Here is a 12,490-nt window from a genome sequence, read left to right on the forward strand (position 1 = left end):
GCGCCTTTAGACGCGAGCCCGGGGCCCGTGGGTTATACCCTAAGAGCAAACCACCCTTTTTAAGGGTGGTTCTGATTGTTGCGTGGCGCCGCGGTACAACACAGAGAGGAATCTGCCCTTTATGCCTATCAACAAACGAGAGAGCCTGCTGTTCACCTTTATCATGTGCTTTTGCATGGTGCTCTGGATGAGCATCTACAACGTTGCCCTGCAGCACGGGGCCATCAACGGCGAGGTCGTTGCCACTGCGTGGCTCGGCTTCCCCGTTGCCTACATTTTTGCCATGTGCTGCGACTGGTTCGTCGCCAGCCCGCTCGCCAAGGGTTTCGCCTTTAAGTACTTGGTCACGCCGGGCAAGAGCTCGCCACTTGCCATGACGCTCGCCGTCAGCTCCTGCATGGTCGTTCCCATGGTCATCATCATGTCGCTGTACGGTGCCTGTGAGGGTCTGACGCACATGCCCGGCGGCATCCTTGCGAACCTGTATTCCGTGCCCGCGATCTGGATGATCAACATCCCGCATAATTTTGTGATGGCGCTGCCGTGGAACCTTTTGGTAGCCGGTCCGATTTCCCGCTTCGTCTTCCGTCGCGCCTTCCCTGTGGGGACGGTTTTCGAGGAGGAGCATGCCGAGCTCTTGGAGCAGGCTATGGCTCCTGAGTGCGAGTAGCTCGCTTAGGGATCTGCTGAGCGCGGGCGACTTGCTTGGTTGGAGCCCTAAGCGTGGATAGCTCTCTCGGCGACATCGCGGGCGTGAGCGGTGCGCATGACCGGAGGGCCCGTGCTGCTCCGTTGCCCGACGTGCTAGCGCGCAGAACAATCTGTTGGTGCATTCGGCGGCTGCTGAAGCGTTTCGGCAGCCGCTTTTTATACGGAGTTTAAATACAACAGTCTGTTGTATTACGTAGAGTGGTATATCTCTAGCGGGAAAAATGCGAGAGACGGAGCATTATGGCGTTGCTAGTAGGACTGGACGTAGGGTCGACGACGACCAAAGTTTACGCGATGCACGAGGATATGACCGAGGCGTGGTGGGGATATCGCCGCCACGGGGCGTGTCAGACAGCGAGCGTGCGCGCCATGCTCGGCGAGCTCGCCGAGCGCTTTCCCCATGAGTCACTGCGCGTTGCGGTGACCGGCTCGGGTGCGCGCGATATCGCGACCGCGCTGGGCGCCTCGTACGCTCAGGAGGTGGTCGCCAACGCGCTCGCGATCAGCAGGTTCTATCCGCAGACGCGCTGCGCCATCGAGCTGGGCGGCCAAGACGCCAAGATGATCTTCTTCCGCACCAACGATAAGGGAGACATCGAGGTTGCCGACATGCGCATGAACGGCTCGTGCGCAGGCGGTACCGGTGCATTTATCGACGAGATGGCAAAGCTCATGGGGGTCGGCACCGAATCGGGCGAGTTCGAGCAGCTCGCAAGCCGGGGAACGACCGTCCACGAGGTCTCGGGCCGCTGCGGCGTGTACGCAAAGACCGATATCCAGCCGCTGCTCAACGAGGGCATTCCTACCACCGACCTGGCGCTTTCGGCGCTTCACGCGGTCGCCCGCCAAACGATCGGCGGTCTGGCCCAGGGTATCGACATCGAGCCGCCGGTAATCTTCGAGGGCGGTACGCTCGCCTACAACCCCACACTGGTCCGCGTGTTCCGGGAGCAACTGAATCTATCGGACGATCAGGTTATCGTCCCGCGCGATCCGCAGATCATGGTCGCGCGCGGTGCCGCCCTGTCGCTGACCGACATGTTCGCATCGTCCCAACCGATCGACCTTCCCGACGCTTTTGTCCGGCTGGATAAGCTCGAGACGGTCGCGCCCGCAAGCGGGGAGGGACGTCTTGCCCAGCCCTTTTTTGCCACACCTGCCGAGCAGGCGGATTTTACGGCACGCCATGGCAAAGAGACGCCGGCAAAGGGTCCGGATGCGTATGCGCCCGGAGAGACGGTGCGTGTGGCGCTCGGTATCGATTCGGGGAGCACGACGACCAAGTTCGCCCTGGTCGATGAGGCGGGTGAGCTTGTCGATTCGTTCTACGCGTCTAATAACGGCAGACCGCTCGACGTCGCCCAACAGGGTCTTGTCAGCTTGAAGAACCGCTGGGAGACAGCGGGAGTCACGCTTGCGATCGATGCCGTGGGCACCACGGGATACGGCGAGGAGCTTTTCGCGCGCGCGTTCCACGCCGACTACCATACGGTCGAGACGGTCGCGCACGCCCGTGCCGCGTGCGCATGCGTTCCCGATGCGACCTTCGTGCTCGACATCGGCGGACAGGATATGAAGGCCATCTGGCTCAACCACGGCGTGCTGACCGATATCGTCGTCAACGAGGCGTGCTCTGCGGGCTGCGGCTCGTTCCTCGAGGGTTTTGCCAAAAACCTCGGAATAGCCGTTGAGGATATCGCGACCGAGGCATTTTCGTCCAAAGCCCCCGCCGTTCTCGGCAGCCGCTGCACGGTGTTCATGAACAGCAGCGTCGTTTCCGAGCAGCGGCGCGGTAAGGGTCCGGGCGACATCATGGCCGGTCTCTGCCGTTCGATTATCGAGAACGTGTTCACCAAGGTCATTCGCGTTTCAAATCTCAACCGTCTGGGCGACAAAGTCGTCGTCCAGGGCGGCACGTTCCGAAACGACGCGGTGCTGCGCGCATTCGAGCAGTATCTGGGCAAACCCGTCACGCGTGCGCCCCACCCGGGGCTGATGGGCGCTATCGGTATCGCCCTGCTCGCGCGCGAGGAATGCCGCAAGGGCGACGCCGGCACGTCGTTTATCGGGCTCGATGCCGTGGAGCGCTTCGAGCATCGCGAGTTCGGCGGCGTTACCTGCCGTCGGTGCAACAACCGCTGCCAGCGCGCGGTCGTGGCATTTGGCGACGGCTCGCTTTACGTCACGGGCAATCGCTGCCCGCGCGGCGGCGCCATCTCATGGGATGAGCTCGTGCGCGAGGTTCCCGCGGCGGAGGAGCTGCGTCCGCAGGGTGCTTGCGAGGCACAGGCACCCGGCACGGGGCGCGACCGGACCGCGGCTGCCCCCAATCTCTTTGTCGACCGCGAGAAGCTGCTGTTCGAGTCGTACCCCACGGTTCCCGTCAGCGGGGGGCGCGATGTCACGATCGGCATTCCCCGTGTGCTCGAGTTCTGGGACACCATGCCGTTCTGGTCGACGTTCTTCAGCACGCTCGGCTTTAAGGTGCGCGTCTCGGGACGCAGCACCAAGGCGATGTACGAGCGCGGTCTGGCGCACGTCACATCCGACACCGTGTGCTTCCCGGCCAAGCTCGTCCACGGGCACATCCGCAATCTCGTCGACGCCGGCGTCGACCGCATCTTCATGCCCATCATCACGACGGTGCCCACCGAAAACACCGCCTCTACCAGCGAGTGGATGTGCGCCGTCGTAAAGGGATACCCCTACGTGATGCGCAATTCCGATAACCCGGAGGAGCGTTTCGGCGTTCCGTTCGATACGCCGCTGTTCCACTGGTACGACGAGGGCGACCGAAACCGCCAGCTCAAGGCGTGGTGCAAGGAGACCTTCGATATCGATGCCGACCTGGTTGCCAAGGCGACCGAGCAGGCGGACCGCGCGCAGGAGACGTTTGAGAACCAGCTGCAGCTGCGCGGCAGGCAGGTGCTCGAGAACGTGCACGAGGACGGCGGCTACGCGGTGGTGATCGCTTCGCGCCCGTACCACAACGACCCGCTGGTCAACCACGGGCTGCCCAAGCTCTTCTCTGAGCGCGGCATCCCCGTGCTGACGCCCGATGCGGTGCCGGGGGTCTGCAACGTCGATCTTTCCAACAGCCGCATCGACATCGTGAACAACTACCATGCGCGCATGCTGTCGTGCGCGGTCATCGTCGCATCGACGCCCGAGCTCGAGCTCGTGCAGATGGGCAGCTTCGGCTGCGGCCACGATGCGTATCTCACCGACGAGATCGCGCGCATGATGGGCGAGATGGGCTCCAAGGTTCCGATGATGATCAAGCTCGATGAGAGCGACGTCGCCGGTCCCATGGGCATTCGCGTGCGTTCGTTTATCGAGTCGGTCAACCGTCGTCGCGCGGAGGAGCGTGCCGAGGGCGCCCGGGTGCACGCGGTCCATCCGCTCGACGACCCGTATAAGGTCAAGTACACCAAGCGCGACCGGCACGACAAGATCGCGCTGGTCCCCAACACCTCCCATGCGTTCTGCAGGCTCATGACCGCGGCGATGCGCAATCAGGGCGTGCGCGCCGAGGCCCTTGATATCGGGCGCGAGGATGCCATCCGCCTGGGCAAACGCTATGTGCACAACGACATCTGCTTCCCCGCGCAAATCGTGATCGGCGAGGCGCTCGCGGCACTCAAGAGCGGTAAGTACGACCCGCACGACGTCGCCGTGGTGACTGGCAAGTATATCGGCGACTGCCGCCTGACGCACTACATGCCCCTGCTGCGCCGCGCGCTCGACGACGCGGGATACGACTATGTCCCGGTGCTCACCAACGACGACGTCGATGCCCACAATGCGCATCCGGGCTTCAAGCTCGGCCTTGGCCCGAGCATCCAGATCGCCTACGGTCTTCCCATGATCGATGCCCTCGAGGCCATGCTTAGGCGCATCCGTCCCTACGAGCTCGAGAAGGGCGCGGCGGACGCTGCGTTCGACCGCGCGCTCGATGAGGTTATCGAGGGCATGGAGCGCTCCGGGCTGAGAGGCCAGGCGACGGGCTTCAAACGCGCGCTTGCGATCATGGACGCCGTTCCGTACGACCGCTCGAACCCGCATCCGACCGTTCTCATCGTGGGCGAGTACCTGCTCAATTTCCATCTCGGCGCCAACCACGAGATCGAGCGCTACCTCGAGGACAACGGGCTCGAGGTCATCGAGGCGCGCATGACCGACGTGATCCGCAAGACCTATTTCTACAAGCATGCGCAGTCGCGCGAGTTCCACGTCGACCTGTCGCTGCCCGAAAAGGCCTGGTACGCCACGGCGGACAACCTGTTCGAGCTTGCGCACGACCGTTGCGACCGCCTGGGCGCGGCGAGCCCGCTCTACGAGCCGCCGACGCGCATGCCCGAGCTCGTGCGCGCGAGCGATAAGATCCTGCACCATACGTTCGATGCGGGCGAGGGCGTGCTGATTCCGGCGGAGATCCTCGAGCACGCCAAGCGCGGCTGCCGCAACTTCGTGATCCTGCAGCCGTTCGGGTGTCTGCCCAACCATGTCGTGGGGCGCGGGCTCATCCATGCGCTCAAGGAGCAGTATCCCACGGCGCAGTTCCTGCCGCTCGACTACGATCCCGACGTGAGCTTCGCCAACGTGGAGAACCGTCTTCAGATGCTCATCATGAACGCCAGGGCGCAGGGGTGCGGTGAGGCGCATGGCGAGACCGCGTAAGGACGCCGATGCGCCCGATGCGCGCACCCGTATCATCGAGGCGTTTTGGGAGCTCATCGAGAACAACAGTATCTTCGAGCTGTCGGTTGGCGAGGTGACCCGCGCCGCCCAGTGCAATCGCGGAACGTTTTACTACTATTTTCACGATTTCGATGAACTCGTCGCCATCGCCATGACCCAGCTGCTGCAGGATAACGAGCTTATCACCGATGCCCTCTGGCATTTTTCGAGCGAGGGCGACCTTTCGGCGTTCGACCGGCGCGACGTCCGCTGCCTGCTGCGGCGCATCGTCATCACCATGAGGGCGGGTGCCGCCGAGCGGGTCGTGCAGGGCATCCATACGATCATCATCGACCGCGTGAGAGAGATCGTCCACCCCGACGGAGAAGAGCTCAAGGCAGATTCGAGCTTTGCGGTGGGCTTTCTGGTCTCGGGCATCATGGGCTTTGTGATGGCGGTCGGCTTTGCCCGGGAGGGCGGCGAGGAGATAGACCTCGAGCAGCTGGGGGACAGCGCGTGCGCGTACCTGAGGGCGGTCGCCATGCAGACGGTTGAAACGGTCGCGCAAGTCGAGGGCGTCGATACATCCGAGCTGCTCGAACGCGTCTCCAAGGAGGCCGATGCCTATCGCGCATCGCGTGCGACGAGTCCCGACGTGGTGAAAGACGCCTAGGGTTTCTCTTGCGGGGCGCCTGTCGCGCATCGCGCGGTGAGTCCCGCGATGCGGTCATAACCTGCATTCATGTGAGCCGGGTTTATAGATATTCCTCCAGCTGTTAACATAGACAACCTGTGGGTAAAGAGACAAAAGCGCCGCCGACGGGCGGGCGTTTTGATTTCGATGAACTCATGTAAGGAAACGAGCATGTTAGATAGATTTACCGATCGAGCGCGCAAGGTCATGTCGATGGCCAAACAGGAGGCGCTCGATCTGCACTCAAATAAGGTGGGCACCGAGCACCTGCTGCTCGCACTCGCCAAGGAGGACGAGGGCATCGCTGCCGAGGCGCTGCGCTCGCTTGATATCTCCTACGACGACATCATGGACACCCTCAAGGAGGTCCAGACCACGGTTCCCGAGCCCAGCGAGGAGACCGAGGCTGCCAAGCTTGCCTTTACGCCGCTCGTCATTAGCGTGATGGAGCGCTCCTTCCGCGTGGCACGTGAGAACAACCAGACCTACGTGTCGACCGAGCACTTGCTGATTGGCATCGTCGAAGAGGGTAACGGCATGGCCATGGACATCCTCATGCGCCTGGGTGTGTCGTCCGCCTCCATCAAAAAGGCTATCGAGAAACTCACCGCCAAGGACCAGGACAAGAAACGTCCGCTCGCCGGTGCCGGCGCCGGCCGTCCCGGTGCGGGTCTGCCGTTCTTTAGCGGCTCGGATGGCTCTCAGCAAAAGGGGAGCGGCACCGACACGCTCAAGCAGTTTGCGACTAACCTCACGCAGAAGGCGCGCGACGGCGAGCTCGACCCTGTAATTGGTCGCGAAAAGGAAGTCCAGCGCATGATGGAGATCCTTTCGCGCCGCACCAAGAACAACCCGCTTATCTTGGGTGACCCCGGCGTGGGCAAGACGGCCATCGTCGAGGGCCTGGCCCAGCAGATCGCCGCCGGCAACGTGCCCGAGAACCTTATGAACCAGAATATCTGGACACTCGACCTGCCGGGCCTCGTTGCGGGCGCCAAGTATCGCGGTGAGTTTGAGGAGCGCCTCAAGAACGTGATCCAGGAGGCCACCGAAGCTGACGACGTCATCCTGTTTATTGACGAGATGCACACCATCATCGGTGCCGGCTCTGCCGAGGGCTCCATCGACGCGAGCTCCATGCTCAAGCCCGTGCTCGCGCGCGGTGCCTTCCAGATTATCGGCGCCACCACGGCCGAGGAATTCCGCAAGTACCTCACCAAGGACCCGGCCTTCGAGCGTCGCTTCCAGACCATCGATGTCGAGGAGCCGAGCGTCGAGGACACGGTCAAGATCCTGACCGCGCTCAAGCCGCGCTACGAGGAGCACCACCATGTGCGCTATACGCAGGGTGCTATCGAGGCCGCCGCGAACCTCTCCGACCGCTACATCCAGGATCGCTTCCTGCCCGATAAGGCCATCGACCTCATTGACGAGGCCGGCGCCCGCGCCCGCATCGCCGCCAACCGCGCGCCCGAGCCGGTGCGCGAGGCCGAGCATCGCGTGGAGGAGCTTAAGGCCGCCGCGCAGGAGGCCACCGAGAGCGACGACATGAACAAGGCCGCCGAGATCACCGAGCAGCAAAAGGCTGCCGAGATTGAGCTCGCCGAGGCCAAGGCTGCCTGGACGGCCGAGCTCGACGCCAGCCCGCTCACCATCGATGTCTCCCAGATTGCCGACATCGTGTCCGTGACCTCGGGCGTGCCGGTGTCCTCGCTCACCGAGAGCGAGAGCCGCCGCCTGCTGCAGGCCGAAAGCGTGCTCAAGACGCGCATCATCGGTCAGGACGAGGCCGTCGAGGCCGTTGCCAAGGCCGTGCGCCGCAGCCGCTCGCCGCTCAAGGACCCGCGTCGCCCCGGCGGCAGCTTTATCTTCCTGGGCCCCACCGGCACGGGCAAAACCGAGCTCGCCAAGACGCTCGCCGAGTATCTCTTTGGCAGCAAGGACGCGCTCATCAGCTTCGATATGTCGGAGTTTGGCAGTGAGTTCGAAGTCTCCAAGCTCATCGGTAGCCCCCCGGGCTATGTGGGCCACGACGAGGGCGGCCAGCTCACCAAGGCTGTTCGCCGTCACCCGTACTCGGTCGTGCTGTTCGACGAGATCGAGAAGGCGCACCCCGACATCTTCAATATCCTGCTGCAGGTGTTGGAGGAGGGCCGTCTGACCGATAGCCAGGGCAAGACGGTCGACTTCCGCAATACGGTGATCATCATGACGTCAAACGTGGGCGCCCGCGAGATCGCGCAGGATGCGAGCGTTGGCTTTGGCACCACCGGCGAGCAGGGCCTCACCTCGAGTGAGATCCGCGGCCGCGCGATGGGCGAGCTCAAGCGCCTGTTCCGCCCCGAGCTGCTCAACCGTATCGACGACATCGTGGTGTTCCAGAAGCTCTCGGGCGAGAACCTGACCAAGATTGCGCACCTGCTGGTGGACGATCTGCGCCAGCGCCTGATCGCAAACGGCATGAACATCAAGCTTACCGATGCGGCCTACGACAAGATTGTGGCGGAGGGTACCGACCTCACCAACGGCGCGCGTCCGCTGCGTCGTGCCATCCAAAAGCTCATCGAGGATCCGCTGTCCGAGGAACTGCTGGCTGGCGAGTGGGGCGAGGGCGATACCGTCCTGTGCGACGTGGCCGATGGCAAGTTTGTCTTTAGCCGCGGCACGGGCGAGATCCCGGCACCGCGTCCGGCGGGCACGCTTGGTGGCGATACCGCCCCGGCGGTACCGCACACCGGCAACGCCGCGCCCGTGAGCGGCGGCGTGACCTCGGGCCCCGGCGGCATGATGCAAGCCGGTTCCGGCGCGCTGTAGGGCGTGGCGACAATTTGATACGCGCAATCGAGGCGCTCCGGAAAGGGCGCCTCGATTTGTAGAGCTGCGGAAGTTGTGACCGTTACGCTATACGGTCCACCGTTAGCCGATGATGCGAGGGCGCTCGGCGTTTTCGACTGGTTTATGCACGCAAAGTCTGGGAATATACAAGTCGCATGTCTTACTGTCTAACCAGTTGCGCCAAGGAGGCACCATGGACTACAAGATTACCGGCTACGAGCCCGCCCAGCTGTTCCATTTCTTTGAGGAGGTCAGCGCGATCCCCCGTGGGTCTGGCAACGAGAAGGGCATCAGCGATTTCCTGGTTGCGTTTGCCAAGGAGCGCGGTCTCGATGTGTACCAGGACGAGGTCTACAACGTCATCATTCGCAAGCCCGCATCTGCCGGTGCCGAGAATGCCCCGACCGTGATGCTGCAGGGCCACATCGATATGGTGTGCGACAAGTTGGGCTCCGTTGAGCACGACTTTACGACCGATGGTATCGACCTGGTCGTCAAGGACGGCGTCCTCACCGCTAACGGCACCACTCTGGGCGCCGACAACGGTATTGCCGTCGCGCTTATGCTTACCGTGCTCAACGACGATTCGATTACCCATCCGGCCCTCGAGTGCGTGTTCACCACCGACGAGGAGACTGGCCTGGTCGGCGCCGAGACGCTCGACAAGTCCCAGATTAGCGCCCGCACCATGATCAACCTTGACTCCGAGGAAGAGGGCGTTGCCACCGTCAGCTGTGCCGGCGGCGTCGTCGTTACCTACACCTGCCCGATCGCGCGCGAGCACAAGACCGGTAGCACCCTCACGCTCGACATCTCCGGCCTGCTGGGCGGCCACTCCGGCAGCGATATCAACCTGGAGCGCGGCAACGGCAACCTCATCATGGCCCGCATCATCGACCGCCTGATGGTTGCCGGCGAGCCCGCCATCGTTAGCTTTAACGGCGGCACCAAGGACAACGCCATCAACCGTGAGTGCAAGGCTGTTCTGGTCTACGCCGACCACGCTGCCGCCGAGGCCGCGGCCCAGATCGCAAAGGGCATCATCGCCGACGTCACTGCCGAGCTCGAGGTCTTCGACCCCGGCTTTACTTGCACCGTCGAGATTGCCGACGACGCCGAGGTTGAGGCCATGGACCAGAAGTCCGCGCTTGCCCTCATCCGCGCCCTGCGCCTTGCCCCTAACGGCGTGATTCGCCGCAACGTCGCCACCGACGGCTCCGTCGAGGTTTCCTCCAACATCGGCGTGGTCGCCACCTCCGATGACGAGGTCAAGATTATGCTGTCCCCGCGCTCTTCGATCACCTCGCTGCAGAACGAGTTCAAGGACCGTCTGCAGACGCTGGCCGATGTCCTGGGCTTCGACGCCAAGTTTGAGTTTGAGTATCCCGGCTGGAGCTATGCCGAGCATTCGCCGGTCCGCGAAGTCTTTGTCGAGAGCTATCGAGAGCTCTTTGGCTCCGAGCTGCGCATCGAGTCCATTCACGCCGGCCTTGAGTGCGGCCTGTTTGCCGAGGCTCTGCACGGCCTGGACGCCATCGCCGTGGGCCCGACGCTCTCCGATGTCCATACCCCGGACGAGAGCATGGAGCTCGCTTCTGCCGAGCGCTTCTACGAGCTGCTCATCGACGTCCTCAAGCGCCTCGCTGCGTAAAGGTTGCGCTAGCAGCAGTCCGAGCCACGTGCTAGCGGATTGCAAATGACATTATGAGAGGGGGCATCCGAGCTTTTGCGACGGGTGCCCCCTCTCTTTTGTTTGATAATTGCGAAATTACGGCCACCTAGTCCATTTCTGCCCTGATGAGGTCGAGGGTGCGCTGGCAGTTTTCGCGGACGGGGCCGAGCATATGCTCGCGCAGGTCCGCCATGCCGGGCAGGTCGGCGTATTCGTCCATGACCTCTTCCATGCAAACGGGCACCTCGTAGGCGAGGTCCATCATGGTCGCAAAGCAAAACTTCTCGGATAGCCCGGCATCGGTGAGCATCGCCTCCAGCGCGGGGTCTCCCATACCGTGGTATCGGCGGATAGCACCTGGACCGATGCGCCCCACACGATTTTCGCCGCCAACGCTCATGGCAAGGCGCGCCCGGCGGCGCATGCGCTCGTATGCCAGCCCCGATGCGACATCGTACATTCGAGCCATCATGGCTGCGCCGTCGTTTCCAAGGAGCAGGGAATAGTTTTTCGCATGCGCATCCGGTGCGCCGATAATGGCGTTGAAGAACAGTATCTGCGTAAACAGATACAGGTTAAGTTGATGGTGGCTCGTATTTACGAGGAGCTCTTGAATGTCGCGTGTGGTCGGGCCGCCGTCTGCCGTGTACTTTTGGGCGGGCATCACCCCAAGTGCCTGACAGAGGTCTTCTTGATGTAGGCGCCTGATCGTTCCGTCTTTGACTTTCACGCGGTCATAGCGCTCAACAATGAGGGCAGGTTCGTCCTCAAACATACGATATTCGACGTTTGCCGTTGCGATGCCGGCGCGCTGGGCGCTTTTCATGCAGACAAACTCATTGAGAGCCTCGAGTTTAAAACCGATAACGCCATTTTTGAAAATATGCGTCGTGGGCGAGGACCCCATGCATTCGCACCAGCGACCGTCCATGAGTGCGAGAGCGAACTTGCCCTGATTGCCTCCAAGTGACCAACTTTCATCTAGGCCCATCCACGATGCATTGCGGTCATCTCTGATCGACTTGAGACGAAGAGCAATTTCGTGGTCGTCTATAGGGCGGTATTCGCCGGGGCGATGCAGGACGGCGTCGATATCTTCTTCGGCACAAAATTGCACGCCGCCCGGACAGTCGAGTCCGATACGGCTGAGTAGTGCGATGGGATTGTTGGGCCTAACGTCGAATTCCGCGGCAATCGCTTTTCGTTGGTCCTCGCTGTCGGGTAGAAGGCCAAACAGGTACGGATTCATGACCTGTTGTCCGTATGCGCGATTCGATACGGGTATGTTGGTCGATAGGGCTGGCCCGTCATAGTCATGATCGTAGGTAAAGCTGATAAGACCGTTCTCATCTTGCGTGAGCGTTCCAGCAGGCACGCCGCAAATAATGGTCCGAAGTGATGTTCTGGCCATTGGCTATTTCCCTTCGGGCTTGGTTTTGCTAGATGCGTTTGCGGCAATCGAGACTCCGAGATTGGACATGGCGAAATCGGCGAAGGCCCTGTCGTAGAGCTCGGACGTAAGGGGGGTATCTGCAAGAGCCGGAATGGTTGTGCTGCGACGGTTGCGATGATGAAGACGTTGAGCGTGATGGCGTCTGGAGGTGCTGCAAGGTTGATCAGCATGCGGGGCGTCGACTGGGTGCTCATTTTTCGTTTCGCTTATATCCCCTTGTGCTGCGAGCGCCAGTTCAAGAGCGTCGAAAATCGCCAGCAGCTTGTCGAGTCGAATGCCGGTGGCGTCTCCTAGCTCGAGCGATGCAAGCAGGCGCTCCGAAACACCGGCCTTTTTGGCGAGGGTGGCACGGGTGAGACCCTGAGTCTCGCGTGCCTGGCGCACGTAGATGCCAGCTTGGCGTGGTGTGGTGATGGGAAGGATATCCACGGCTATCTCCTAACGT

7 protein-coding genes are annotated in these 12,490 nt (G+C 62.2%); 5 read left to right on the top strand and 2 right to left on the bottom strand.

What is annotated here, in order from left to right:
• Positions 1-121: 121 nt before the first annotated feature.
• The 5 genes from AB5767_RS05720 to AB5767_RS05740 all read left to right on the top strand — a co-directional run bounded on the left by AB5767_RS05720 (position 122) and on the right by AB5767_RS05740 (position 10,571).
• Complete coding sequence (locus tag AB5767_RS05720) at positions 122-670, top strand: DUF2798 domain-containing protein (RefSeq protein ID WP_022094319.1); 549 nt, start codon at positions 122-124, stop codon at positions 668-670.
• A gap of 281 nt (positions 671-951) precedes the next feature.
• On the top strand, positions 952-5,391 hold the full coding sequence (locus AB5767_RS05725; protein WP_368132450.1) for an acyl-CoA dehydratase activase: 4,440 nt from the start codon (positions 952-954) through the stop codon (positions 5,389-5,391).
• The gene (locus AB5767_RS05730) at positions 5,375-6,064 is read left to right on the top strand and encodes a TetR/AcrR family transcriptional regulator (RefSeq protein WP_368132451.1); all 690 of its coding nucleotides are present in this window, start codon (positions 5,375-5,377) and stop codon (positions 6,062-6,064) included. The genes AB5767_RS05725 and AB5767_RS05730 overlap by 17 nt, the downstream gene beginning before the upstream one ends.
• A 192-nt stretch (positions 6,065-6,256) precedes the next feature.
• Positions 6,257-8,899 carry an ATP-dependent Clp protease ATP-binding subunit gene (locus tag AB5767_RS05735; protein WP_368132452.1) on the top strand — a complete coding sequence of 881 codons (2,643 nt, stop codon included), beginning with the start codon at positions 6,257-6,259 and terminating at the stop codon, positions 8,897-8,899.
• Positions 8,900-9,113: 214 nt separating this feature from the next.
• Positions 9,114-10,571 carry an aminoacyl-histidine dipeptidase gene (locus AB5767_RS05740; RefSeq protein WP_195232412.1) on the top strand — a complete coding sequence of 486 codons (1,458 nt, stop codon included), beginning with the start codon at positions 9,114-9,116 and terminating at the stop codon, positions 10,569-10,571.
• A 127-nt stretch (positions 10,572-10,698) separates the two neighbouring features.
• On the opposite strand, the gene AB5767_RS05745 is transcribed toward AB5767_RS05740, so the two are convergent.
• Together AB5767_RS05745 and AB5767_RS05750 are read right to left on the bottom strand one after the other, a co-directional pair.
• Positions 10,699-12,003 carry a type II toxin-antitoxin system HipA family toxin gene (locus AB5767_RS05745; RefSeq protein ID WP_368132453.1) on the bottom strand — a complete coding sequence of 435 codons (1,305 nt, stop codon included), beginning with the start codon at positions 12,001-12,003 and terminating at the stop codon, positions 10,699-10,701.
• Positions 12,004-12,006: 3 nt separating this feature from the next.
• Positions 12,007-12,474 carry a helix-turn-helix domain-containing protein gene (locus AB5767_RS05750; RefSeq protein WP_368132454.1) on the bottom strand — a complete coding sequence of 156 codons (468 nt, stop codon included), beginning with the start codon at positions 12,472-12,474 and terminating at the stop codon, positions 12,007-12,009.
• Positions 12,475-12,490 lie beyond the last annotated feature (16 nt).

The sequence above is a fragment of the Collinsella aerofaciens genome (genome assembly GCF_040926265.1).
GTDB lineage: Bacteria > Actinomycetota > Coriobacteriia > Coriobacteriales > Coriobacteriaceae > Collinsella > Collinsella aerofaciens_BB.